22 protein-coding genes, 1 tRNA gene and 3 pseudogenes are annotated in these 24,932 nt (G+C 67.1%); 18 read left to right on the forward strand and 8 right to left on the reverse strand.

Translation table 11 applies throughout. The features are described from left to right. Positions 1-118: 118 nt before the first annotated feature. Positions 119-195 (forward strand) — tRNA-Cys (locus C441_RS12395). Positions 196-258: 63 nt separating this feature from the next. Here the strand turns inward: C441_RS12395 and C441_RS20695 are convergent. Continuing rightward, positions 259-3,885 (reverse strand): annotated as a pseudogene (locus C441_RS20695) (tetratricopeptide repeat protein). 216 nt (positions 3,886-4,101) lie between these two features. Between C441_RS20695 and C441_RS12405 the strand changes: the two are divergent. After that, positions 4,102-4,956: a hypothetical protein gene (locus C441_RS12405; RefSeq protein ID WP_007275381.1), complete on the forward strand. Its 855-nt coding sequence runs from the start codon at positions 4,102-4,104 to the stop codon at positions 4,954-4,956. 12 nt (positions 4,957-4,968) lie between these two features. Here the strand turns inward: C441_RS12405 and C441_RS12410 are convergent, their stop codons facing one another. From C441_RS12410 to C441_RS12420, 3 genes are all read right to left on the reverse strand, one after another. Next, positions 4,969-5,196 carry a hypothetical protein gene (locus tag C441_RS12410; protein WP_007275382.1) on the reverse strand — a complete coding sequence of 76 codons (228 nt, stop codon included), beginning with the start codon at positions 5,194-5,196 and terminating at the stop codon, positions 4,969-4,971. Positions 5,197-5,358: 162 nt separating this feature from the next. Then, positions 5,359-7,941, reverse strand: a complete 2,583-nt coding sequence (locus tag C441_RS12415) for a heavy metal translocating P-type ATPase (protein WP_007275383.1) — start codon at positions 7,939-7,941, stop codon at positions 5,359-5,361. A 141-nt stretch (positions 7,942-8,082) separates the two neighbouring features. Next, positions 8,083-8,682 (reverse strand): AsnC family transcriptional regulator, encoded by a 600-nt coding sequence (locus C441_RS12420; RefSeq protein WP_007275384.1) that lies wholly within the window; start codon positions 8,680-8,682, stop codon positions 8,083-8,085. Between the two features lie 131 nt (positions 8,683-8,813). Between C441_RS12420 and C441_RS12425 the strand changes: the two genes are divergently transcribed. The 7 genes and pseudogenes from C441_RS12425 to C441_RS12450 all read left to right on the forward strand — a co-directional run bounded on the left by C441_RS12425 (position 8,814) and on the right by C441_RS12450 (position 13,170). Next, entirely contained in the window at positions 8,814-9,011 is a 198-nt protein-coding gene (locus tag C441_RS12425; RefSeq protein ID WP_007275385.1) for a CopZ family metallochaperone, read from the forward strand. A 131-nt stretch (positions 9,012-9,142) separates the two neighbouring features. Then, positions 9,143-9,325 carry a hypothetical protein gene (locus C441_RS12430; protein ID WP_007275386.1) on the forward strand — a complete coding sequence of 61 codons (183 nt, stop codon included), beginning with the start codon at positions 9,143-9,145 and terminating at the stop codon, positions 9,323-9,325. A 110-nt stretch (positions 9,326-9,435) separates the two neighbouring features. Further along, positions 9,436-9,795 (forward strand): hypothetical protein, encoded by a 360-nt coding sequence (locus C441_RS12435; RefSeq protein ID WP_004967592.1) that lies wholly within the window; start codon positions 9,436-9,438, stop codon positions 9,793-9,795. Positions 9,796-9,857: 62 nt separating this feature from the next. Then, positions 9,858-9,962 (forward strand): annotated as a pseudogene (locus tag C441_RS19080) (quinol oxidase); the annotation flags it as partial. A 228-nt stretch (positions 9,963-10,190) separates the two neighbouring features. Further along, positions 10,191-11,177, forward strand: coding sequence for an FAD-dependent oxidoreductase (locus tag C441_RS12440; protein WP_007275388.1), 987 nt, complete (start codon positions 10,191-10,193; stop codon positions 11,175-11,177). After that, the gene (locus C441_RS12445) at positions 11,174-12,289 is read left to right on the forward strand and encodes a FecCD family ABC transporter permease (protein ID WP_007275389.1); all 1,116 of its coding nucleotides are present in this window, start codon (positions 11,174-11,176) and stop codon (positions 12,287-12,289) included. Before C441_RS12440 ends, C441_RS12445 begins: the two co-directional genes overlap by 4 nt. Continuing rightward, positions 12,289-13,170, forward strand: coding sequence for an ABC transporter ATP-binding protein (locus tag C441_RS12450; RefSeq protein WP_193363601.1), 882 nt, complete (start codon positions 12,289-12,291; stop codon positions 13,168-13,170). The genes C441_RS12445 and C441_RS12450 overlap by 1 nt, the downstream gene beginning before the upstream one ends. A gap of 63 nt (positions 13,171-13,233) precedes the next feature. Here C441_RS12450 and C441_RS12455 read toward each other — a convergent pair whose 3' ends face one another. Together C441_RS12455 and fer are read right to left on the reverse strand one after the other, a co-directional pair. Then, positions 13,234-13,707, reverse strand: a complete 474-nt coding sequence (locus C441_RS12455; RefSeq protein WP_007275391.1) for an FKBP-type peptidyl-prolyl cis-trans isomerase — start codon at positions 13,705-13,707, stop codon at positions 13,234-13,236. 63 nt (positions 13,708-13,770) lie between these two features. Continuing rightward, positions 13,771-14,535, reverse strand: a complete 765-nt coding sequence (fer, locus tag C441_RS12460) for a ferredoxin Fer (protein ID WP_007275392.1) — start codon at positions 14,533-14,535, stop codon at positions 13,771-13,773. Positions 14,536-14,683: 148 nt separating this feature from the next. On the opposite strand from fer, the gene C441_RS12465 reads away from it, so the two are divergent. Then, positions 14,684-15,685, forward strand: coding sequence for a lysylphosphatidylglycerol synthase domain-containing protein (locus C441_RS12465; protein WP_007275393.1), 1,002 nt, complete (start codon positions 14,684-14,686; stop codon positions 15,683-15,685). A gap of 61 nt (positions 15,686-15,746) precedes the next feature. Here C441_RS12465 and C441_RS12470 read toward each other — a convergent pair. Beyond that, positions 15,747-16,722: pseudogene (locus C441_RS12470) on the reverse strand (DUF7551 domain-containing protein). A 449-nt stretch (positions 16,723-17,171) separates the two neighbouring features. Here C441_RS12470 and C441_RS12475 point away from each other — a divergent pair. The 3 genes from C441_RS12475 to C441_RS12485 all read left to right on the forward strand — a co-directional run bounded on the left by C441_RS12475 (position 17,172) and on the right by C441_RS12485 (position 18,223). Further along, entirely contained in the window at positions 17,172-17,465 is a 294-nt protein-coding gene (locus tag C441_RS12475; RefSeq protein ID WP_004967581.1) for an ArsR/SmtB family transcription factor, read from the forward strand. Then, the gene (locus C441_RS12480; RefSeq protein ID WP_007275396.1) at positions 17,458-17,874 is read left to right on the forward strand and encodes a hypothetical protein; all 417 of its coding nucleotides are present in this window, start codon (positions 17,458-17,460) and stop codon (positions 17,872-17,874) included. The genes C441_RS12475 and C441_RS12480 overlap by 8 nt, the downstream gene beginning before the upstream one ends. Positions 17,875-17,989: 115 nt before the next feature. Beyond that, complete coding sequence (locus C441_RS12485) at positions 17,990-18,223, forward strand: DUF7123 family protein (RefSeq protein WP_007275397.1); 234 nt, start codon at positions 17,990-17,992, stop codon at positions 18,221-18,223. Positions 18,224-18,565: 342 nt separating this feature from the next. Here the strand turns inward: C441_RS12485 and C441_RS12490 are convergent, their stop codons facing one another. Then, positions 18,566-19,105: an Lrp/AsnC family transcriptional regulator gene (locus C441_RS12490; RefSeq protein WP_004967578.1), complete on the reverse strand. Its 540-nt coding sequence runs from the start codon at positions 19,103-19,105 to the stop codon at positions 18,566-18,568. A gap of 192 nt (positions 19,106-19,297) precedes the next feature. Between C441_RS12490 and C441_RS12495 the strand changes: the two genes are divergently transcribed. The 5 genes from C441_RS12495 (at position 19,298) to C441_RS12515 (ending at position 24,880) form a co-directional block, all read left to right on the forward strand. Continuing rightward, positions 19,298-19,780 carry a DUF7529 family protein gene (locus C441_RS12495; RefSeq protein WP_007275398.1) on the forward strand — a complete coding sequence of 161 codons (483 nt, stop codon included), beginning with the start codon at positions 19,298-19,300 and terminating at the stop codon, positions 19,778-19,780. Positions 19,781-20,083: 303 nt separating this feature from the next. Further along, on the forward strand, positions 20,084-21,772 hold the full coding sequence (locus C441_RS12500) for an ABC transporter substrate-binding protein (RefSeq protein WP_007275399.1): 1,689 nt from the start codon (positions 20,084-20,086) through the stop codon (positions 21,770-21,772). Positions 21,773-21,823: 51 nt separating this feature from the next. Continuing rightward, positions 21,824-22,843, forward strand: a complete 1,020-nt coding sequence (locus C441_RS12505; RefSeq protein ID WP_007275400.1) for an ABC transporter permease — start codon at positions 21,824-21,826, stop codon at positions 22,841-22,843. Positions 22,844-22,845: 2 nt separating this feature from the next. Continuing rightward, on the forward strand, positions 22,846-23,751 hold the full coding sequence (locus tag C441_RS12510) for an ABC transporter permease (protein ID WP_007275401.1): 906 nt from the start codon (positions 22,846-22,848) through the stop codon (positions 23,749-23,751). A 1-nt stretch (position 23,752) separates the two neighbouring features. Next, positions 23,753-24,880, forward strand: coding sequence for an ABC transporter ATP-binding protein (locus C441_RS12515; protein ID WP_007275402.1), 1,128 nt, complete (start codon positions 23,753-23,755; stop codon positions 24,878-24,880). The last annotated feature ends 52 nt before the right edge of the window (positions 24,881-24,932 follow it).

Raw genomic sequence — 24,932 nt, forward strand, 5'->3', positions numbered from 1 at the left:
CGGTCCGCTCGCCCATCACACACAGACAGCGACCGCACTCCGGCCGAGACACCGAAAACGCCCGACTCAGGTTGCACACCGTCAGGCTTAAGCACGAGACAGGGATATCAGTAACTGCGCCAAGGTGGCAGAGTTCGGCCCAACGCATCCGCCTGCAGAGCGGAACCCCCGCCGGTTCAAATCCGGCCCTTGGCTTTTTGCTTCGAACGTCGCTCCCGTGAGCGACGCGTCTCGGAATCGAATCGGCGAGTGACGACGCTATCGCACGAGTCGTGCTTCGAGCGCGTCGGCCGCGTCGACGTCATCCAGTTCGCGTGCGAGTTCGAGGGCGTCGAGTGCGGTCTTTCGCGCTCGAACCCCTGCTTCGACGGACGAAAAGCACGTCGTAGCGCGCCGTTGTTCGGCGAGCGCCTCGGTTGCGTTGCCGACTTCGCGGAGTGCACCGGCGTACTGTCGGCGGCATCGACCTTCGAGGACCGCCGTCGGCGCGGACTCGGTTGCCGCCGCGAGAAGCGAGAGTCCGTCGTCAGTCTCACCCGACCGCACGTACATGTCTCCGAGAGTCATCTTCGCGAGCGCCTTCGGTTCGTCACCGAGCGCCGCCGCTCGTTCGTGGGCTCGTTCTGCGACCGTTCGCGCGTCGTCGAACGCTTCTTGAGCAAGTCGTATCTGTGCTTGAACCGCTAACACTTCGACGAGACGTGACTCGTTGTTCGAACAGTACGACGCCGCGCGTTCGGCACAGGTGAGCGCCTCGTCGAGTTCGCTTCGGTCGAGGTGCGTATCGGCGAGGCCGTGGTAGACACCGCCGTTGACCCATCCGTACTGTTGACTGTCGACGACGTTCTTCAGTTCGAGGAACTGTTCGTGTGCGGACTCGATGTCGCCGCGCTGGAACTGAATTTCGGCGAGGTTTGTCGCCGAAGACGCGGCTCCCATCTGGCCTCCGATTTCGCGTCGCACTTCGAGCGCCGCGCGGGTGTACCGCTCTGCTTCGTCGAGTGTTCCGTCTTCGATTTCGATGAGGCCGAGAATCGAGAGTGAGAGCGCCTCTCCCCAGCGGTATCCGATTTTCCTCTGTCGTCGTAAGCTTTCGCGGGCGTACTCGCGGGCAGGCTCGTACGAGCCGACCGACTGCTCCGTCCGCGCGAGGTTCGCAATCGTACTCGCGATTTTCGCCTCGTCGCCGACAGACCGACGGATTTCGAGTGCTCGCTCGTAGTTGACTCTCGCGCCTTCGTAGTCGTCGTTTCGCGCTTTGATGTTCCCGAGCGCGTTCAACACGTCGCTTCGTCCCACGTCGTCGTCGATTCGGCTGAACCGTTCGAGGGCTTCCCGTGCGTACTCGCGGGCGCGTTCGAACGAGCCGCGGTAGCGCTCGACCTCGGAGAGTCCGGCGAAGCCGTCGGCACGCGCGCGGACCAGCACCGTTTCGCTGCGGCCCTCGCCATCGAGCGACGCGAGCGACTCGAACTCTCGTTCGGCGCGTTGGAGTTCGCCTCCGTTGACGAACATGCGGGCACGCCACCGACGCACGTCGAGTCGGAGGTCGTCGTCGCAGGCCGCGGGTACGTCGACGCTCGAGAAGTCGGTCTCGGCGTACAGTTTCGACAGCGCCGGGTTGTTGACGCCGAGTTCGAACACGCCGCGAACGAGTCATTCGCCCCACGCCGCGGGGTCGTTCTCGATGGTGCGGACGATATCGGCGGTCCCGCCGAACACCGATTGGACGGCCTGTCGCGCGTCGTCGTCGACGAGCGAGCAGAGCGCGTCGAAGCATCGCTCGAATCGTCGGCGGGCGCGGCGTTCGGATTCGAGGTCGAGCAGTCGCTGGAGAAAGCGCGCGGACCACGTCTCGTGGACCGTTCGGACCCGTTCACCGTCGGTCCCGTCGTCGAACGCGGAGTACAGCACCGACCGTTCGAGCGCGTCGAGCGCGTCTTCGACGACAGACTCGTCGGGTCTCGATTCGGTGAGCGCGTACGCCAGCGGCGTCGAGACGCCGACACCGGAGGCGTTCAGGAGGTTCACGAGGACGCCGACGTCGACGCCGAGGCGGTCGTCGACGCGTTCGAGGTCGGCGTAGACGGAATCGATATCGTCGAGGAGGCTCGTCGGGGCGGTCTCGCCGGTCGCTGGTTCGGCGTGTCGGGCGAGTCGGCGGAAAAAGAGATACATCTCGTCGGGGTCGAGGTCGCCGCCCCCGCTCGGGGAGAGTTCGTCGGGGTCGATATCGACCCGCGTCCCGACGGTCGCCTCGAAGTGGTCGACCAGTCGGGTTCGCTCCCGGGCGTCGACGGGTGGAACGGAGACCACGTCTATCGACTGGGTCCGATGGGATTCGAGGCGGGCGGCCCCGCGGAGCGTGCCGTCGCGCCACTCGTTTTCCCGGCTGTCGAGGAGGAACGTCACGCGACCGTCGTCCCCGAACTCGCGGACGAGTTCGAAGATGCCGTTGGCCTCGTTTCGGGTCGCGTCCTCGACGACGACGAGGACGCGCCCGCTCGTCTCGGCGAGGTACGACCCGAGGTGAGCGGTGGCGGTAAACGGGTCGCGCCGGCCGGACTGCCGATAGAGCACGGGGCCCTGTTCGCGCTCGTGCCACCGGCACGCGACGGACATACAGACCGTGCTCTTTCCCGCACCGGGCGGTCCCGTCACGACGAGGTCGTTCCCGGTTCGAAGCCGCGAGAACAGGTCGTCGGTGACGTTCTCCCGGGCGTCTTCGGTCGCTCGCTCGCGGTCGAGCGCGTACCCGACGCGGACCTCGCCGAGGTCGAACCCCGCGCGCCAGCACGCGAGCGGTGGCGAGACGCCGACGCGGTCGAAGTACGTCGGCGAGAGTCGGACGAACCCCTGTGACTGAAGCGTCGTGGGGAGCGGCGGGCCACGAACCGACGAATCTGCGTCGGCGTCGTCGGTGGCGTTTTCGCTCTCCGACTCGGCTCTCGTCGACTCGGCGGGGACGCCGTCGGAGTCGGAGTCGGAGTCGGAATCGCCGTCTAATCGGGTCGCCGATTCAAACCCGGGTTCGGGCGCGGGCGACGCCGACCCGGCTTCGCTCGCGGTGCCCGCGTAGGACTCTGGGGCGTCCCCGCTGACGGCTCCGTTGAGGTCGAACGGCGACGCCGCCTCCCAGACCGACTGCACGCGGCTCCGGGCCCACGCCACGGCGCGTTCAGCTGTGTTCTCGATGACACAACTGGCACGCGCGTCGTCGTCGTAGGCGACGACCGTCATGTGGGGAACCCCGTCGAGCGTCGTCTGTGCGATGGCGAACGGCGGGACTTCGCCGACCCGAAGCTCGCAGTCCGGGACGGTTTGTACGGTTTCGAGAAACGCCGGATACGTCCGCCAGGTGGCGGTGATGACCGATTCCGGCGCGACGAACCGACAGGAGTGGCCGTCGACGAGCCACGACGTACATCGGTCGACGAACGTCTGGCTCGGGAGGTACGGGAGGACGAACGCTCCGTTGTTCGTCGCCGTCAGCCTGTTTCCGAGCGCGTCGAGTGGGTGTGACACGCGGGGCCCGGTCATCAGCTCGTCGGCGCCGACGACGGCTTCGACCGGAAGCGGGTAGTCGGCGGTCGTTCCGGCGACGAACGAGTCGAGTTCGAGCACGTCGGCGACGGCGTCGCGGGCGGTGCGGAACAGGGAGACGAACTGTCGCCCCTTCAGCGACGTGATGTAATCGCCGTCGTCGAGGACGAGACCCGCGGCAGTCAGGTCGCGTATCGCGCGGTCGACCGTCGACCGGGAGTGCGGAAGCGATTCGGTCAGGTCGCGCTTGTCGAGGCGTGCGCCGTCGAGCGCGTCGAGGAAGTCGAACCGGTCGGAGACGAGTTCCAACTGCTCTATGATGTGGTCGTCCGCGCGCGTCACGGCCCTCCCCCGATGCGGTGCCGTCGCGCGACTGGTCCGTAACTCATGATACGTCCGTTCGGCCGACAGATTCAAAAAGTCTCGTCAATCTGCGACCGCGACTGCGCTTCCGCCCCGCCGTATTGAGGGTGGGAGTCGCCGCCGGCGGGCGCGCGACGCGGTGACACGCTCCGAGGAAAAGTAATCGTTATACGCCGCGTGGCCCATGCCGAAACCATGCAACGACGCGCCGCGGTCATCTCCGTCGTGTTCTTCCTGGTCATCGGTGCCGGTGCATACTCGCTTATCGCGACTGCATCGACGCCGTCGGTCAGTTTCGAGAACCCCGAGTACTCGCTGGCACAGGGAGACGAGTTCTCCGTCCCCGGTAGCGACCAGGCGTACACAGTATCGTCGATAACCGAAGAGGAGGAGTCGGGCGGCCACGGTGGCGGCACGACGCTGGTCCGTTCCGGTGAGCTCACGTACGTGAACGAGTCGGCCCGGTACACGGAGACGTGGGACAACGAGAGCACCGTCACGCTCGACGGCACCGACTACCGTGTCGAAATCGCCAACGTCTCGGACCCCAGCGAGGCGACGCTGGTCGAACTGTACAACGAGACCGCGATTCTCCGGGCCGACTCGAACGCCGACAACGAGACCGTCACCCGTGACGGCGAGCGCTACGTCGTCATCAACGATTCGACGCTCGTCTCGGTCGACGAGTACTTCCCGGAAAACGAGACGCGCACCGTCGCCGAGGGCGACTCCTTCGGCTACAACAACCAGTCTGTCACCGTCGCGGCTGTCGAGACTTCCGGCGTGACCGTCGAGTGGTTCGCTCCCGAGGAGAACACCGTCACCGTCGACAACGAGGCGAACCTGACTCTCTCCGGACAGCAGTACCTCGCGTACTTCCCGGACGGCGAGACCCTCGTCCTGACGCAGAACTACGACAGCTATCAGGCCCAACTGTCCGAAATCGAGCACTACCACGAGACGGAAAACGGCCTCTGGGGTGTCGCCATCGTTTCGTTCACCACGAGCATTCTCCTCGTCGGCATGGCGTTCCTCCCGTCGCGGTACTGAACGCCGCGGCAGTCACCGTTTTTCGCGCGCAGTCTTCGCTTCGAGCCACGCGATTCCGATTCCGATAGCGACGGCCGACAGCGACCCGAGTATCTGGAGCCCGGCGACCGTGAGAACCGAATCACTGGGTGCGTAGCGCCACGAGGCCTCCACGAGTGTCCCGAGGCCGACGAGGACGAGGAACGCGCTGACGGCGACCGACGGCCACGACTCCGTCCGCGCGAGGGCTCGGCGAATCATCACTCGGAAGCGTCGCGCCGCGAGGAGAAAAGCGAGACGGGAACACGGCGGGGACACAGCGGGGACAAGCGGGGACACGGCAGAGACATGGCGGGCCGACACGAAGCGGAGACGAAACAGAAACGCCGGGGGCGGTCGGCGAGCGTCGACCGAACCGGGCGACTACCGCCGCAGGAAGTCGAGGAAGTGGTAGTCGTGGTCCGGCGTGTAGGTCCGAAACAGGAGGCTGTTCGTGAGGACGGACACCGACGACAGCGCCATCGCGCCCGCGGCGAACACCGGCTGGAGGAGGCCGAGCGACGCGAGCGGAATCATCGCGGTGTTGTAGCCGAGCGCCCAGAACAGGTTCTGTTTGATTTTGGCGAGCGTCCCCGCGGAGATGCGGATGGCCTTCACCACGTCGAGCGGGTCGTCGCGCATGAGCGTCACGTCGGCGGCCTCGATGGCCACGTCGGTGCCGGAGCCGAGCGCCGTGCCGACGTACGCGGCGGCGAGCGCGGGCGCGTCGTTGACGCCGTCGCCGACCATCATGACGCTCGTCCCGTCGGCCTGCAGAGACTCGACCGCGTCGGCCTTGTCCTCGGGGAGGACGCCCGCGCTGACGTTCTCGGGGTCGATGCCGACCTGCTCGGCGACGGCGCGGGCGGTGCGCTCGTTGTCGCCGGTAATCATGTGGACGGTCACGTCGCGGTCGCGGAGCGCGGCGACGGCCTCGGCGGCCGACTCCTTGATTTCGTCCGCGTCGGCGACGACGCCCGCGAGGTCGCCGTCGACCGCGACGAGCATCGCGGTCTTGCCCTCGCCTTCGAGGTCGCGGAGCGCGTCTTCGGCCGGCGCGGGGTCGACGCCCGCCTCAGAGAGGAGTTTGCGGTTGCCGACGAGGACGGTCTTTCCCTCGACGGTCGCGCGAATCCCGTGGCCGGGAACGTTCTCGAAGTCCGCCGGCTCCGCGAGGTCGAGACCGCGGTCCTCCGCGCCGGAGACGATGGCGCGGGCCAGCGGGTGTTCGCTGTTGCGCTCGGCCGAGGCGGCGTACCGGAGGACGGCGTCCTCGTCGAGCGTCTCGTCGTCGGCGGTGACGACGCCGGAGCCGTCGGCGGCGGGGCCGACGGCGACCACGTCGGTCAGCGTCATCTCGCCTTTGGTGAGCGTGCCGGTCTTGTCGAAGACGACCGTCTCGACGTCTTTGACGCGTTCGAGCACGTCGCCGCCCTTGAACAGGACGCCGTTGCGCGCGCCGATTGCCGTCCCGACCATCGTCGCGGCGGGGGTGGCGAGGCCGAGCGCGCAGGGGCAGGCGATGAGCACGGCCGAGGCGAAGACGACGACGGCGAACTCGAACGTCGAGACCGCGCCGCCCGCGGCGACCGGACCGCCCGCGACGAGGCCCCAAAGCGGGAGCGACCGGATGAAGCCGGAAAGCGCCTCGGGGAAGAGGAACCAGACGACGCCCCACAGGAGGGCGTTGGCGATGACCGCGGGCACGAAGTACGCCGAGATGCGGTCGGCGAGGTTCTGAATCTCGGGCTGGCGGCCCTGTGCTTCCTTGACGAGCGAGACGATCTGCTGGATGGCCGTCTCGGAGCCGACCTTGGTCGCTTCGACCACGAGGACGCCGTTTTGGTTCACCGTCGAGCCGACGACCTCGTCGCCTTCGGCCTTCGAGACGGGGACGGACTCGCCGGTGACCATCGACTCGTCGACCGCGGAGTCGCCGTCGACGACGACGCCGTCGGTCGGAATCTTCTCGCCGGGGCGGACCTTCATGCGGTCGCCGACCTCGACGTCGTCGAGGGGGACCTCGCGTTCGGTCCCGTCGTCGTCGACGAGCGTCGCGGTGTCGGCTTCGAGTTCGAGGAGCGTCCGGAGCGCCTCCGACGCCTGTCCCTTCGAGCGCGCTTCGAGGTAGTTCCCGAGCGTGATGAACACCAAGATGAGCGCCGCGGTGTCGAAGTAGAGACTGCCGGCGAGCAGGCCGCTGAGGACGGCGATCGAGTAGACGTACGCCGTGGACGACCCCATGGCGATGAGCACGTCCATGTTGGCGGTGCGGTTCCGCACGACCGCCGTGTAGGAGTTCTCGTAGAACTCGCGGCCGAGGTAGACCTGCACCGGCGTGGCGAACGCGAAGCCGATCCAGCCGACCGGGACGCCCGTGCCGGGAATCGTCTCGGGGAGGCCGCCGCCGAACAGTTCGACCGCGAGCATCGCCAAAAGCGGGAGCGACAGCGCCGCGCCGAAAAGCGTCAGGCGCTTCTGTCGGCGAATCTCCTCGTTGCGGGCGGCGTCGCGGGCGTCCTCTGCGTCACCCTCGTCGTCGCCGCCCTCGCGGATGGGCGTGTAGCCGGCGTCTTCGACCGCCCGATACATGTCGTCGAGGCTCGCGTCGGCGGGGTTGTAGGTGACGTGCGCCTCGTCGGTGGCGAAGTTGACCTCGGCGGCGACGACGCCCGGAACCGACTCCAAGGACTTCCGGTTCGCGTCGGCGCAGTTCGCACAGCTCATCCCGGTGATGCCGATGGTTCGGGTCTCCGAGAGCGCCTCGTAGCCGGCGTCCTCGATGGCGTCGTATATTTCGCCGAGCGATACCTCCTCGGGGTCGTACTCCACCGACCCCTCGTCGGTGGCGAAGTTGACGCTGGCGCTCGTCACGCCGTCGAGCGCCTCCAACGCCTCGCCGACGGTGCGCGAGCAGTTCGCGCAACTCATTCCGCGGATGTCTAAATGGGCCGTTCGGCTACTCATCTCACCTAGACGTACGTGCCCCTTGCTTACCTCGGTTGCCCCTTCAGAACCGAACGTCCGAGAGGGGCGGAACTTTAGATTCGAAACCGGTGGGTTCGACGCTCGGTCGCCGCCAGCACCGCCCGACCGTCGCCCGCCCGCTCAGTCGTCGTTCGCGCCGGCTTCGAGGCGGTCGTATCGGTCTTCGAACCGGCCGAGACAGGACGAACAGCAGAAGTGGTAGAGCGACCCGCCGATGCGGGCGCTCTCGCCCTCGCTCGTCACCGTGTTGCCGCACTCGGCGCATTCGAGGGCGAAGCCGGTCCCGTTGACCGTCGGCGTCCACTCGGCGGACTCCACGAGGCTCACCTCGTAGTCGCGGACCCGCGAGAGGTCGACGAGGTCGTCCAACTGGGCGCGGACGGAGCTTCCGTCGAGTCGGGCGTGGGCGGTCACCTCCCCGTCGGCCGCGACGAACAGGTGTTGGACCGGGTCGGCCGCGCGGAGGGCGTCGCGGACCTCGTCGACGAACTCCGGGCGGACGGTCAGCCTGACGAGGACGGGCGTCCCGCCCGACAGCGTCGACTGGTCGAGGTCGACGGTGAACCGACGGATGATGCCCTCCTCGCGGAGGCGGTCGATGCGGTCGGAGACCGCCGGCGCGGAGAGGCCGACTTCGGCGGAGATGTCGCTGAACGGTCGGCGGGCGTCTTCGGCGAGGAGTTCGAGGATGTGGAGGTCGGTTTCGTCGAGCGCACGCATGGCTCCGTTTGGCACCGCGATGTCATAGGTTTTTCCCGCGTTCAGCTTTCGATTCGAAAGCAGATACCGGCACGACACCGAATCGTCGAAAGGGAAACCCACTAAATCGAGAAGCCCCTCCCTCGAACCGTATGCCGACAACCCTCACCGTCACCGGGATGACCTGCGAACACTGCGAACAGCGCGTCGCTGACGCCCTCGCCGGCGTCGACGGGGTCGAGGACGCGACCGCCGACCGCGAGGCGGAGCGCGCGACCGTCGAGGGCGACGCCGACACCGACGCCCTCGTCGCGGCCGTCGAAGACGCGGGCTACGACGCGAGCGCCTGACCCCGAGGCGACGACGGGCCGGGCGAGAAGACTCGCAGAACGAAGACTCGAAGAATCGGACGGCGCGACCGACAAGTCGCTTCGACGCGCCGACCTGAACGGTTTTAGCCGGCGACCCGCTACGCTCGACCATGCACGCGCGGTCGTGGGCGACCGTCCTGTTCGCGCTCGCCATCGGGCTCCTCCTCGCGCTCGGCGTCGTTCGACTCGCCGCCGGCGACACCGGGGACTTCGCGAGAAACGCCGGAATCGCCGCCCTGCTGACGATTTTCGCCGTCGCGCTGGTCAGGGACTGGGAGTCGAGCGCGGAGTGAACCGGCGGGCGGCGAGTCGGAGTTGTGCCGGTCCCGCGGCGAACTGTCATCCGCCTGTCTTTCACTTCGGCTGTAGGCGGTTACAAGAGGCCGCGGTTCCAACCCCGTCTGTGTCTCCACCGAGCGACGACGACTTTCGCACGCACTCCCCCACCGCCCCGATAGACGACACGCCCACCGTCTCGTGTTCGCGTTGCGGCGAGGAGTGGGACCTCTCGTACGAGCTGGACGAGCTACAGCTGGGGAACCAGTCGGTCGAGCAGTTCGCGCTCGACCATCGCCGCCACACCGGTCACTTCCCGGACGACGTCTCGCCGTGGGTCGTCAGCTGTCGGCGGTGTCCCGACGGCGAGCAGTTCCTCTCCGAGGCCAGCGCCCGCCGGTGGGCCCGCGCGCACGCCCGCCACACGCGACACGAGGTGTCGATGGACCACGCCGACGACGACGGGGTCGTCATCACGCCCGAGTGAGGCTCGGCGGCGTCCGGTTAGTCGCGCCGCTGGCGCGTGGTCAGTCACCGCCGCCGGTGTCGGTCGTCGGCGCGCTCGCGGCGGGCCGCATCCTCGGCCTCGACGCGTACCTCGAAGCGATGGAGTTCGTCCGCCGGCGGCCCAAGCTCAAGTACCTCCTCGGCTGAGGGGGGCGCTCCGGCCGCGTTCGGCATCGTTTCTCTCGGACGACATCGTCGATTACCAGGAACGTGAGTTCCTCTTCGGACCGTTTCGAAGCGTGTCGTCGGGTTTAGGAGTCCCTAAAATCCGAAAGTGGTTTATTGTATTAGGGACGCCTAAAACGTATGAACGAAGACGGAGTCGACGTCGACCACGCGTTTCGATGGGCTGTTCTCACGGGGAGGGTCTGAGCCGTGACCGCTCAAGACACCGGCCCCGAATCGGCGGACGTGGTCGTCGTCGGCGGCGGTCCCTCGGGATGCGCCGCGGCCGTCTTCACCGCGCGATACGGTCTCGACACCGTCGTTTTCGACCGGGGCAACGCCGCCTTCCGCCGGTGTGCGTACCTCGAAAACTACCTCGGTTTCCCCGCCGGCATCGGCGTGGACACCTTCACCGCGCTCGTGCACGAACACCTCGCCGAGGTCGGCGCGGACTACGTCGCCGACATGGTCGTCTCGGTCGAGCGACCGGGTGACGAGGGCGAGGCCGCGGATGCGAGCGAAAGCGAGTCGGACGCGTTCGATGCCGACGCCCGGCGGTTCGTCGTCCGCACGCAGGAGGGTCGCCGGGTCGAGGCCGACTGCGTCGTCGCCGCCGCGTGGTACGACGGCGACTACCTCCGCGGCCTCGACGACGACGACGCGATGTTCGAGGAACGCGACCACCACGGCGAGGTCCACGAGCACTTCGATTCCGACTACGCCGACGACGGGCGGACCCCCGTCGAGGGGCTGTACGTCGCCGCGCCCTCGGGCGAGAGAAACGCGCAGGTCGGCATCGCGGCCGGACAGGGCGGTCACGTCGCCCGGTGTCTCATCGAGGACCGCCGGCGCGAGCGCGGCTTCCCCGGCGACCTCGCGCGCCACTACGACTGGCTCCGCGCCGACACCGAGTTCCAAGGCGAGTGGGGCGACCGCGACCGCTGGCGCGAGTGGTTCGACGGCGAGGTGCCGGCCGACGCCGACCTCGACGACGAGCGCCTCGCGGAACTCCGCGAGTCCTACATCGACCGGGCGTTCGACACCCGCCGGACCGACCACGAGGTCGAGGCCGCGGAACCCCGCGGCATCCGGCGACTCGTCGAGACAATCGGCACCGAGCGCGTCCTCGACGCCCTTCCCGACGAGGCGCTCGCTGACTACCTCGACGGGCGCGAACTCGGAGGTGTCGAGCAGTGAGCGGGACGACGCCGACCGAACAGTCCTCCGGGTCGGCGCTGACCCGGCTGTTCGGCTGGATTGACGGGTCGCTCCTGTCGCTTTGTCTCGCCAGCCTCGTCGTCGTCGTGGCCGGCGGCCTCGTGCAGGTCAGCTTCGGCGCGTTCTCGATGACTATCGCCGAGGCGTGGCGCGCCGTCTTCGACCCCGCGGTCATCTTCGACCCGCAAGTCTGGCAGGTGTTCCTCCTCGGCGGCGAACTCCCCGAACTCGGTCGACAGACGCTCATCGTCTGGAACATCCGGCTTCCGCGGGTGTTCGTCGCCATCATCGTCGGCGCGAACCTCGCGATTTCCGGCGCAATCTTTCAGGCGGTCACGCGGAACGAACTGGCGAGTCCGTTCATCCTCGGCGTCTCGTCGGGGGCCGGACTGCTCATCCTCCTCACGCTCGTCGTCTTCTCGGGGCTCGCGGCGTACCTCCCGCTTCTGGCGGCGCTCGGCGGGATGTTCGCGTTCGTCCTCGTCTACCTCATCGCGTGGAAGAACGGCACCTCGCCGGTCAGGCTCGTCCTCGCGGGCGTCATCGTCGGCACCGTCTTCCAGAGCCTCCAGACGGGGCTTTTCTTCTTCGTCGACGATATCGGCGTCGTCCAGTCGGCCATCGCGTGGACGACCGGCTCGCTCACCGGCACGGACTGGGAGCAGGTCCGCATGGCCCTCCCGTGGTCCATCATCGCCGTCGCCCTCGCGCTCGGAAGCTCCCGACAGCTCAACGTCCTGCTTCTCGGCGAGCAGACCGCCCGCTCGCTCGGGATGTCCATCGAGAAGGTCCGGTTCGCCCTCTCGGGCGTCGCGGTCCTCGCGGCCGCGGCGAGCATCGCCGTCGCCGGCATCGTCGGCTTCGTCGGTCTCGTCGTCCCGCACCTCGTACGGAACGTGGTCGGGAGCGACTACAAGCGCCTCGTCGTCGGCTGTCTGTTCGCCGGCCCGGCGCTGATGGTCGCCGCCGACGTGGGCGCGCGCCTCGCGCTCAACCCGATTCAGCTCCCGGTCGGTGTCGTCACGGGCCTCGTCGGCGGGCCGTACTTCCTCTATCTCATGCGCAAACAGCAGAACATCGGTGAAGTGTGATGTCGAACCAGCAACCAGAGAACTCCCGACAGATGGCACACCACGGCGAAACGGCCGCTGACGACAGCGGCACCGCGAGCGTCGAAGGCGAGACCGACCGCGAGAGCGCGCTCACCGGCGACGCGCTCGAACTCTCGTATCCGACGAGCGAGGGCCCGGTCGTCGAGTGCGACCGAATCGACATCCCGCGCGGCGAAATCACGGCGCTCGTCGGGCCGAACGGCTCGGGCAAGAGCACGCTCCTGAAATCCCTCGCCAAACAGCTCTCGCCCGACAGCGGGAGCGTCTACCTCGACGGGAAGTCAATCTCCGAGTACGACGACAAGGCGTTCGCCCGCGAGTTGGGGATGCTCTCCCAACAGCACGACTCTCCCACGTCGCTCACCGTCGAGGACCTCGTCTACCACGGCCGGTACCCCCACCGGAGCTTCTTCGAGCAGGTCAACGAGGCCGACCACGAGGCGGTCGAGCGCGCCATCGACCTCGCGGGCGTCGAGCACATCCGCGACAAGCAGATCGGTAACCTCTCGGGCGGCCAGAGCCAACTCGCGTGGATTGCGATGGTGCTCGCACAGGACACCGACGTGCTCCTCCTCGACGAGCCGACGACGTACCTCGACTTACACCACCAGCTCCGCGTGTTGGAGACGGTCCGCCAGCTCAACGAGGAACGCGGCGTCACGGTCGCGGTCGTCCTCCACGACATCGCGCAGGCGGCGCGGTTCGCCGACTACCTCGTCGCCATGCAGGACGGCGAACTGTACGACTGGGGCCCGCCGCGGGAGGTCGTCACCGAGGAACTCCTCGCCGACGTGTTCCGCGTCGAGGCCGCGGTCAACTACTCGCCCGACCCGGAAATCGTCCCGAAGCACTCGCTGTAGCGGGTCGACCCGTTTCGTTCCGTGCGGCCGCTCGGCAGAAGCGACTCGACACGCCCCGTGCGCCTACTGGACGGCGACGATTTCGATGTCGAAGACGAGCGTCTTCCCCGCGAGTTCGTGGTTGAAGTCCACCTCGACCTCGTCGTCTCGGACGGCGATAACGTCGCCGTGAAGCCCGTTTTCGGCGTGGACGTGCAGGCCGACCTCGGGCGTCTCGCCGACCATCCCCTCGAACGTCTCGGGGTCGTAGGTTCGGATTCGGTCGGGGTCGAACTCGCCGTAGGCGTCTTCCGGCGGGACGGTCACGGTCGCCTCCTCGCCGGCCGACATCCCGACGACGGCCTCGTCGAGCCCCGGAATTATCTGGCCCGCGCCGACGACGAACGTCTGGGGGGCGTAGTCGTCGCGGTCCTTCTCTTGGGCGTCGAACAGGCCGCGTTCGACCGCCACCTCGTACCGCGAGGTGTTGAAGACGGTCCCGTCTTCGAAGCGTCCGACGTACGCGAGCGCGACTCGGTCTCCCGACTCGATTGCCATAGCGGGGGTCGGCGGAGGACGCGCATAAAAGTCGTCATCGAGGCGTCCCACCGGGGGTTCGCGTCAGTCGCCCGTGCTCATCTTCCGGGCGTGTTGCGGGGGGAGTCGGAGCTCGTCGAGTCCGGGGAGGTGTTCGATGTTGTAGACGACTTGCAGGTCGTCGGTCACCGGGAGGCTGATACACGACAGCCGGACGCCCTGGTCCAGCATCTCCTCCGAGAGGATGTGGTTCGAGGGCATCTTCACCTCGCCGTCGACGACCGCCACCGCGCAGTTCGCACAGGCCCCGCCGCGGCAGGCGAAGGGCCAGCTGTGGCCGGCGTCCTCGGCCGCTTTCAGGAGGTTGGTCCGCGGCTCGACGAACACCTCGCCGTAGGCGTCGCCGTCGAGGCCGCTCTCGGCGGCCTTCTCGAAGAGGTCGTCGTCGGTGAGCGACCAGCCGCGGTCGGTGAGCACGTCGTAATCGAGGAACTCGACCCGCGCTCCACGCCGTTCGGGTTCGGGCTCCGGGTCGGCGTCGACGCCAGCGCCCTCGCCGCCGGTCCCGTTTTCGGCGCGGCCGTTCCGGGCGGCACCGGCGTCGTGCCGTCCGTTTCGGGCCGCGCTCTCGTCGGTCGGGCGGCGGGCGTCCGTCTCGACGGGTTCGAGTTCGTCGCCGGGCTCGTAGCCGCCTCGAATCGCCTCGTAGGCCGTCCGAACCGCCTGAAATTCCTCCGCCGACCCGCCGTGGTCCGGGTGGGCCGACTTCACCCGCCGACGGTACGCGTCGACGAGTTCGTCCTCGTCTGCGTCCGGGTCGATGCCGAGCGTCTCGAACGGGGAGTCCACATCGGGGCTAGTAGGAACTCGCGAGCATAAATCCACGGCCACCGGCCGTCTCGTCGTGGTTTACTCCTCGAATCGGAGCGCGACGGGGGACGCCTGAGCGCGGCCGCGAGCCGCGGTGGTTTTGTAGCGGGCCTCGCTTGCTTCGGGTGTGAGACGCGGGGTTCGGTTCGCCGTCGGCGCGGGACTCGGCATCGGAGCGCTCGCGGCGTATCTCTGGTACGTCGGGCCGGGAGAGGTCGGCTCGCGCGTCGCGGCCGTCGCCCCGTGGGCCGTCGCCGTCGTCTGCTGTCTGATGCTCGCCGAGGCGACCGTCGACGGCCTCGGCGTCTGGGCGTCGGTGCGCCCCCTCCGGGGCGGACTCTCGCCGCGCGCGAGCGTCCAGTTCGCGTTCGCCGGCGACTTCTTCGACGTGCTCAGCCCCGCCGGCCCGGTGAGTTCGGAGCCAATCATGGCGCAGTTCTTCGGCGTCGCGACCGAGACGAGCTACAGCGAGGCCCTCGGCGTCCGCGGCGTCGCCAAGTACGTCAAGTCCGCGGCACAGCTCCTCCTGTCGGTCGCCATCGTCGGCGTCCTCTTTCTCGACGCGCCGACGCCGCGGTTCGTCCTCGTGACGCTCGCTGGCGCGGTCGCCGCGCTGTTGGTCGTCGGTGCCGCGCTCGTCTGGGCCCGAGACGCGCTGTCGGCGGTCGTCGTCGCGGTCCTGACTCCGGTCGTTCGCGTCGTCAGCGGCGTCACCCGCGAGACCCCGCTCGGCCGCGACGCCGTCGCCGACGCGGTCGAGCGGTTCTGGGAGCGCGTCGTCCGCTTCCGCGACGCGCCGGAACTCCTCGGCGTCATCGCGCTCAGCGGCGTCTTCGAGCAACTGCTCACGTCGCTCGCGCTCTGGGTCGCGCTCGCCGGCACCGGCACGACCGTGGCGTTCCTCCCGATTGTCGCCGTCATCCCGCTCCCGCAGGCGGCGAGCGTCGTCCCCGTTCCGGGGAGTCTCGGCGCGTACGACGTGCTTCTCGCGGGCGCGCTCAGCCTCACGACGGGCGCGCCGGCCGCGGGCGCGGCCGCGGCGGTTCTCGTCGTGCGGACGTTCGAACTCCTCGTCTCGCTCGGCTGTGGCGGCGTCGCAACCGGCTTCCTCCGCGGCTTTCGGGCCTGAGGCGAGTTGGTCGGCCCCCGTCGCGGCGGCGTGAGAGGTGATGAGAGGAGCGAAAAGCGAGTCAGTCGGCGGTGCGCTCGTGGATGGGGACGCTCGCCAGCCCGACCGCGTTAGACTTCGAGGAGACCGAGAGCGTCGCGTGCCAGCCCCCCTCGGCCGGCGTGACGTGCAGGGAGACGGGGCTTCCACGACGACGCGCGGCGGTAGAGCTCGACGACGACCGGCAGTACCGGGAGCCGGCCCTCGCGCGCCGAGAGGGCGTAGCCTTCGAGGGTCAACTCCGCCGACCTCGTGCCGGCGTCCGGGCCGGGCCGCCACGCCGAACAGCTGTACGACTCCACGAGGCCGAGCCGTTCCATCTCCACCAGCGTCGCCTCCAGCGCCCCCGCGGAGTCGGGCCGCGACGCGAGATGCGAGGCGGCGCGTTCGAGCACGTCCGCCTGCTCGGCCGACGGGAGGTGCACGTGGAGCGCGGTCGCCATGCTCTCCAACAGCCGCAGACAGAGGTCGTCCGCGCTGGACACCGTCTCCGCGAGGTCGAAGTACGCGTCCATCACCGCGGTCTCGACCGCCCGGTGGCCGGCGTCCACGAGTGCTTCGAACACCGCCGCCGCGACCCGGTGACAGAACTCGACCCGCTCGGCGCGGTCGCCGCCGTCCACACACGCCGCGCGGCCGTCCGCGTCGGGTCCGAGGTCGAGGTCGCAAGACGGGTTCGGGAGCCCCGGCGTCGCCCCGGCGGTCGCCCACCCCTCCGCGGGCGCATTCGCGCTCGCGCCGCCGCCCCCCGACCGCGCCTCGTGCTCCGAGACGATGAGGTCGTAGTACGGGACCTTCGGGTCGTACCGCCGGAGCGCGGAGCGGTACTTCCTCGCCGCGCGCGCGGCGGCCTCGGCGGTCGCGCGGTCCTCGAACCGGAGGCCGTCGACCGGAACGGGTCGCTCCCCGGTCCGTCCGCAGACGAGCTCGTAGCTCCCGTCGTCGCTCGCGAGCGATTCGATGTGGGTCCGTATCTGGGTGAGTGTCGTGCCGACCATGATGTGTCAGTGTGTCCGTTCGCGGGTCGTCGCCGACGCCGCGGTCCGTTCGTCGCTCGCTCGACACATTGTTTAGGCGGGCCTAAAACGTATTGGTTCGAGCGGTCGCTCGGGAGGCCGCCCGAGACGCGCTTCCCTCGGTCGTCTGCCCTCGTTATCGCACCCGTGTCGGTCGGTCTCGATTCGAATTTGGGCCTAATTTGTGCCCCTCTCGGGGGCAACTCTGCGTCGAGTTCGGCGAATCATTATCCGCCGTTACGCGGGTAGATTCGATAGATGACGCACTCGACGAACTGCGAGACGAACACGCCCTCGATGACCGGCCGCGGGACGACCGCGACGGGCGCGCGACGATGACGACCCACAACCGCACCACGAGAACGCCGGCGCTCCAGCAGACGACGACAGATGCACGTCACGAACACCGGCGGAGCAAAACGGGAGCGCAGATGAGGCAGTTGTTGTGGTGGCTCGTCGGCGGGACCCGCGGCGGGAAGAACCGCCTCAGAATCATCCGCGCGCTGAACGAGCGCCCGATGAACACGAACCGGCTCTCGAACGAACTCGACTTGAACTACAAGACCGTCCAGCACCACCTGGAGATGCTCACGGAGAACGGCGTCCTCACCACCAGCGGCGAGGAGTACGGCAAGCTGTTCTTCCTGACGCCGGAGATGGACGACAACCTCGACCTCCTCGACGACATCGCGGAACAGACCGATATCGAGGACGAGGATGCATGAAACCGCGGCGCTCCGGCGAACCGCCGGGTACACCGCGGTCGCCGTCGCCGCCTCGCTGGGCGTCGTGTTCTCGCTCCCCGAGGCGGGGCTCCCGATGTTCTTCGACCCGCGGACCCCGCTTTTCGGCGCGCTCGTGCAGACGAAGCTGTTCTTCTCGACGTTCACGACGCTCTTACTGCTCGTCCTGCTCGCGACGTACGGCCGCGTCTACCGCGAGTTCCCGAACCGCTTCACGCTGAGTCTCATCCTCTTTACCGTCGCGCTGTTGTTGCACGCGGTCACGTCGAACCCGTTTCTCCCGCTGTTGTTGGGGTTCGGCCGCGGCGTCGAACTCGGACCTTTCACGTATCTCCCGGACCTCTTTACGAGCGTCGCGGTGGTCATCCTCCTGTACCAGAGCCACAAGTAGGGGCCGCCGCCCGCGATTGGGCCGTCCGAACTCGGTGGGAGTTGCGCCTCATCCGGCCCCGAATTGGTCGTAAGTTCGGAAATCGAATTTCACCGTTCGACCCGCACCTCGAACCATGAGTTCCGGTAGTGCCCCGTCCAAGCGAGACCGCCTCGAACAGTACCTCTCGGCGCGCGCCTCGGAGGGAGCGTTCCACTTCAAGAGCAGACACATCGCCGACGAGATCGGACTGTCTTCGAAGGAAATCGGGTCGCTCGTCGGGAGGCTTCAACGCGAGGCGGAGGCCGCTCGCATCTCCCAGTGGGGGTACACCCGCGGCACCACGTGGTACGTCGAGCCCGCCGACTGAGTTGCGAGGCGCTTGCCCGACGGCGGCGCAAAAGAGTGTTGGTGGGATTCCGGCCCGAAGTGGCAGGGCAACCGGGTCCGAGACGGTGCGTCAGTCCGGGCCGACAGGGGAGACGGGGAACGCGGCGGCCGACGACCGGCCGAGCGACCGTGGGGTGGTGCTCGGCGGACGCGGCGCGCCGCCGACGGGGTCCGTCACAGAGAGGGGAGTTCTGTTCCCCGTCTACACATGAGCTAACGGTGAAATAGCGGTTTTCCGAACTTCGGGACAACACCGACCGAACTCTCGCCGAACTCCGTTCGGATTACACCCAATTCTCGCTCGCGGCGACCCGCGACTCGGTCACGACGCGTCGTTGGCGTCTTCGCCCGGTCTGTAGAACGTTCGGTGGAACATCTTGTAGGAATCGGTGATGGGGACGATGGTGTAGGTGTCGACCACGTCGCTGTCTTGGAGGAGTTCGCGGACGTAGCTGTTGATACTGCTCAAAGAAGACTGCCAGACGCGAATCAGCAGGTCGTACTCGCCGATACATTCGGCGACCTCGTACACCAGCCCCTCGTCGAGGAGGCGCTCGATGAACGCCGTAATCTCGTCGTTCGTGGCGTGGTTGTCGTAGGAGATGTGGACCTCGGCGTAGGGGTAGTTGGCCGCCCGAAAGACCAACAGCGCGAAGATTTCGAGAATGCCGTCTTCTTGGAGCATCTTGCGCCGCCGCCGCGCGGCCGTCCGCGAGAGCCCGACGCGGTCGGCCAACTCCGTGTCCGAGATGCGCCCGTCTTTGTTCAGCTCGCGGAAGATGAGGACGTCCTTTTTGTCCATCCGGTCTTCGAGAAGCTCGACAACGCGCGGGTCCTCCATCCACTCCTGCGAATCGGGCATTGCTAGTCTCACGGTTATATCGCTTATCTTCATATATATGAATGTTTCTTCGAAATCTCCGAATTGGATATAGTATGTGAACGAATCGTTTACTCACGTCGAGACGGCGGCCGACCGAAATCGCAGGCCGTCGGTGGAACGCGCGTTTCGGCCCCCAAACACTTTTACTCCGCGTTCACGGAGGGGAACGACATGGTTCGCGGAAAAATCAATCGAACGAACAAGGCCCTCGCGGATTGGGCCGACATCCTCACTGAAATCGACGAGGTCTCGAGGGAACTCGAAGATTCCGGCTGGGAGACGCTCGTCCTTCACCCGGGAGACGTCTCCACGTCGGACGCGGCGGCGGCCGCCGACGCCGGATTCCGGCTCCTCGTTCCGGATTCCGAACTCGAAGCCCTCGAATCGGCAGTCTCGGGGGCTAATTCGGCGTTCGACCAGTTCGAGGTCTACCGCGCCCGCGACACGAACGTCCGAATCTTCGTCGTCGTCGTGAAATCCGAGGAAACGATGGAAGCGGTCCTCTATCCCGTGTTTTACGACGCCGACACCGACTCGTCGTTCGTCGAAACGCTCCGGACCGAATCCGAGATTCGAACGACGGTGAGCGACCTCGGAAACAGTCGCCGCTGTTCGTTCCGACACACCGAACCCGGCCTGTTTCTCCCCCAGTAACTGCCCGCGGGGTCGCTGATTCCGTCTCGTCCCCGACCGCGCTCGCCGCGACGTTCTCGTGATTGACGAGCCGAGTCTGTCCACTATTCTCACGATTAGCTGTGCATATTCGATCTCTATCGGGGAAGCCAAGACCGAATCGGCTTCTATATCTTCTCATGGGGTGTATTCGTCCATATCTGTGGGTTCTCGGTTCTCTCCAATATTATTACAAACTCACAATTAGATGAATCAACTTTTTTTATAGACGATATGTTCAATCACTAGGAAAGCTTTATACGAATGGGGTATCCACAAACCTCCATGCCAACCGGCAACATAGAGCGCAGAAAACTGCTGAAACTCATCGGTGCGGGCGCGACGAGTGTCGCGCTCGCGGGCTGTCAGGGGACCCAGCAGACCGAGACGAGCGACGGGAGTTCCGGGAGCGACTCGACTGCGACCGAACAGACGAGCGACGGCGGAAGCGGCGGAAGCGGCGGCAACGACTTCCACTTCATCGCCGGGCAGGTGTTCGGGACGCTCGACCCCGCAGAGCAGGTCGACTACACGCAGGGGCTCGCGGCGCAGAACCTCTACGACGAACTCATCACGGTCGACGCCGAGACGCTCCAGCCGACCGCCCACATCGCCGAGAGCTGGGACACCGAAGACGAGGGCCAGACGTGGGTGTTCACCCTCCGCGACGACGTGACGTTCTCCGACGGCACACCGCTGACCGCCGACGACGTGGCGTACTCGCTCACCCGGATGCTGGAACTCCAGCGCGGCTACTCGTCGTTCTGGCTCGACTACCTCGACCCCTCGAACATCTCCGTCCGCGACGAGCAGACGGTCGCCTTCGAGTTCAATCAGGCGTACGGGCCGGCGCTGGCGACGTTCGTCCAGTTCTACATCGTCAACAGCGCCGTCGTCCAAGAGAACGAACAGGACGGCGACTACGGGAACGCCTACCTCCAGAGCAACTCCGCCGGGTCGGGCGCGTACGTCCTCGACGACTGGGAGCAGGGAAACTCCATCGAGGCGACCGCCTACGAGGACTACTGGAAGGGCTGGAGCGAGGACAGCTTCGACACGTTCCGCTCGACGGTCATCACCGAGGAGTCCACCATCAAGACGACGATGCAACAGGGCGAAGGCGACATGACCGACCAGTACATGGGCACGCAGGCGTACGCCGAGATGGACTCGTACTCCAACGTCCGCGTCCCCGAGGTGCCGCAACTGCAGTTGTTCCACTTCCCGCTGAACTGCCGGAAGGCACCGACCGACGACATCAACGTCCGGAAGGCCATCGCCTATGCCTTCGACTACGACAGCGCCGTCAACGACATCATCGGCGGCGGCGGCGTCGCGGCCGGGCCGGTCCCCCGTCAGATGGCGGGCCACAACGGCGACCTCGTCCCGATGGAACAGGACCTCGACAAGGCCAAGGAGTTCCTCGACAGGGCGGACTACTCCGTCGAGGAAATCAACGAAATCGGCCTCGAACACGTCGTCGTCGCCGGCACCGAGCTCCAGCGCCAGATGGGGCTTCTCAACCAGGCCGGGCTGAACGAACTCGGCATCGACCTCGAAATCAACCCCCTGCAGTGGGCCCGCCTCACCGACCGCGCGACGAGCGCCGAGTCGACCGCCCACATGACGAACATCTTCCACACGGCGAAGATGCCGTCGCCGGACAGCCACACCTACCTGATGTACCACCCCTCCTCGTTCGGGTCGTACATCTCCCAGTCGTGGTACTCCACCGACGAAATCGCGGCCACCCTCGAAGAGGCGCGCCAGACCTCCGACCTCCAGTCGCGGCTGGAGAAGTACGAGGAGGCGCAGGCGCTCATCGTCGAGGGCATGCCCAGCGTCTACATCGCCAACCCGCCGTACCGCATCGGCATCAACGAGAACGTCGAGGGCTGGCAGTACCGCGGCGTGATGTCGTTCGACTGGGACGTCCACTCGATGACTCGGAGCGGCGAGGGTCGCGCGGAGTAGCCGCCCGACGACTTCCGACGCCCCGCCTCGGGCCGTCTTTCCAACTCACCAATGTCATACGTAGATTACCTCGTTCGGCGCGCAATCCACTCGGTCCCCGTCATCTTCGGGCTGTCAGTGCTCATCTTCCTGATATCCCGCGTGATTCCGGGCGACCCCGTTCGGTTGGCGCTCGGACCGGAAGCAACTGACCAACAAGTCGCGGCACTCCGCGCCGAGATGGGCCTCGACCAGCCCCTGCCGATGCAGTACGTCGACTGGCTCGTCGGCGTCGTACAGGGCGACTGGGGGATGTCGCTACGGACGAACAACAACGTCTTTTCCGACATCGTCGCTCGCCTGCCCGCGACGCTCGAACTGACCGTCGTCACGCTGTTTTGCGCCGTTCTGTTGGCCATTCCGTTCGGCGTCGTCGCCGGCACCAACAAGGACCGCTGGCAGGACCATCTCTCGCGCATCACCGCCCTGTTCGGCGTGTCGATGCCGCGGTTCTGGGTCGCTATCGTCCTCCAAATCGTCTTCGTCGTCAGCCTCGGGCTGTTGCCCCTCTCGGGGCGGCTCAGCGACGGCGTGGCACCTCCGCCGGCGGTCACCCGCCTGTATCTGGTCGACAGCCTCATCGCCGGCCAGTTCGGGACGTTCGTCGACGCGGCCACACACCTCCTGTTGCCGACCGTCGCGCTCGGCCTCGCCACGCTGGCGCAGGTGATGCGGCTCATCCGCTCGGACATGATCGACGAACAGCGCAAGGACTACGTCCTCGCCGCGCGGGCTTACGGCCTTCCGAACACCCTCATCGAATACAAGTACATGCTCCAAAACGCCTTTACGAGTTCACTCACGGTGGTCGGCCTCGCGTTCGGCTTCCTCCTCGGGAACGCGTTCCTCGTGGAAATCGTCTTCGCGTGGCCGGGGATGGCGCGCTACGGCGTCCAGGCCATCCTCTATCAGGACTTCAACGCCATCGTCGGCGTCACCATCGTGGTCGGTATCGGCTTCGTGACCGCCAACTTCGTGGTCGATCTGCTGTACGGCTACCTCGACCCGCGGGTGCGGCTGGAGGAGGGATAGCCGTGTCCACGAAGACCACTATCCCGTTTCTCGACACCGAGAGCGCCGCCCGAAAAGAGCGGATTCGACAGCTCAAACGCGGCTTTCGGACCTTCGCGGGCAACAAGCTCTCGCTCGTCGGGCTGGCGATGATTCTGACGCTCGTCGCCGCGGCGCTCCTCGCGCCGTACATCGCGCCGTTCCCCGAACACGCCGGCGCGGGCGTCTACTTCGACCAGGCGAGCGAGCCGCCGAGCGCGACGCATCTGATGGGCACCGACACGACCGGCCGCGACATCTTCAGCCGCGTCCTGTTCGGCGCGCGCCTGTCGCTCCTGATGAGCGGCGTCGTCCTCTCTATCGCCATCTCCATCGGCGTGACGCTCGGGCTCATCGCGGGCTACCTCGGCGGGACGACGAACACCGTCATCATGCGGGTGACGGACATCTTCCTCGCCATCCCGCCCACGCTTCTCGCCATGGCGGTGGTCGCCGCGACCGGCGCGTCGCTGTTCAACGTCATGGTCGCCATCGCCTTCTCGTGGTGGTCGTGGTACGCCCGCCTCGTGCAGGGCGAGGTGCTCTCGATAAAGGAAGACGAGTTCATCGAGTCGAGCCGGGCGCTCGGGTCGGGGTGGGTGCGGACGACGTTCAAAGAGATTCTCCCGAACGTCGTCAGCCCCATCACGGTCAAGGCGACCCTCGACATGGGCTTCGTCATCCTCGTCGGCGCGGGCCTGTCGTTCCTCGGCCTCGGCGCGCAACCGCCGACGCCGACGTGGGGCGCGATGATCGCGCAGGGCCGCAACTACGTCACGAGCTTCTGGTGGATCGCCGTGTTCCCCGGACTGGCGATTTCCTTCGCCGTCCTCGGGTTCAACTTCATCGGCGACGGCCTGCGCGACGTGCTCGACGTGGAGGTGGACTGAGATGGCCGACCCCATCTTAGAGGTGAAGAACCTCCACGTCCACTTCGAGACCCACGACGGGACGGCCGAAGTGATAAACGGCATCGATTTCACCATCGACCGCGGCGAGACCGCGGCGCTCGTCGGCGAGACGGGCTGTGGCAAGAGCGTCACCGTGAAGTCAATCATGGGCCTGCTCCCCTCGGCGACCATCCCCGAGGGCGAGATTCGATACAAGGGCGAGGACGTGCTCTCGCTTTCCGACGCCGAGCGCCACTCGCGGCGCGGCAAGGAGATGAGCATGATAATGCAGGACCCGATGACGAGTCTCAACCCCGTCCTGACGGTCGGCGAGCAGATGGTGGACGTGCTGAAGTGGCAGGGGCGGCCGCGGCTGTCGCTGTCGAAGCTCGTCCGCGACGCGCTTTCGACCGGCTCGAAGGCCGAATACAGGCGGCGGGCCATCGAGATGCTCGGCGAGGTCGAAATCTCGGCCCCCGAGCGCGTCTTCGAGAGCTACCCGGTCGAACTCTCCGGCGGGATGCGCCAGCGCGTCCTCATCGCCATCGCGCTCCTGTCGGAGCCGGACCTGCTCATCGCCGACGAACCCGGCACCGCCCTCGACGTGACGACCGAGGCGAAGGTGCTCGACCTCCTCGACGAACTCGTCGAAGAACGCGACACGAGCGTCCTCTACATCACCCACGACCTCGGGGTCGCCCGCGAGGTCAGCGACCGAATCAACGTGATGTACGCGGGCGAAATCGTCGAACAAGCGCCGACGGCCGACCTGTTTGCGAACCCCCAGCACCCCTACACCCGCGGGCTGTTGGAGAGCATCCCGACGCTGTCGACCGGCATCGGCGACGGCATCGAAGGGCACCTGCCCGACTACACGGACCCGCCGGTCGGCTGTCGGTTCGTCGAGCGCTGTCCGCACGCGGAGCCGGCCTGTTACGACGCGTACCCGTACCCGCGGCAGACCGGCTCAGACCACGCGACCGCGTGCCACCTGTTCGACGGCTCGCCCGCCCGCGAGCGCCACGAATCGCTCGCCGCCGACACGGTCGACATCGGCACCGCGCCGTGGCTGGCCGGCGGCGGCGACGCGCCCGGCGACGTCTCCGCCGACGGGGGGACGGACCAATGAACGACTCAGCGTACACGACCGACCCGACGGCGGCGGCACAGCGCGACCGGGA

The sequence above is a fragment of the Haloferax sulfurifontis ATCC BAA-897 genome (assembly GCF_000337835.1).
Classification (GTDB): Archaea; Halobacteriota; Halobacteria; order Halobacteriales; family Haloferacaceae; genus Haloferax; species Haloferax denitrificans.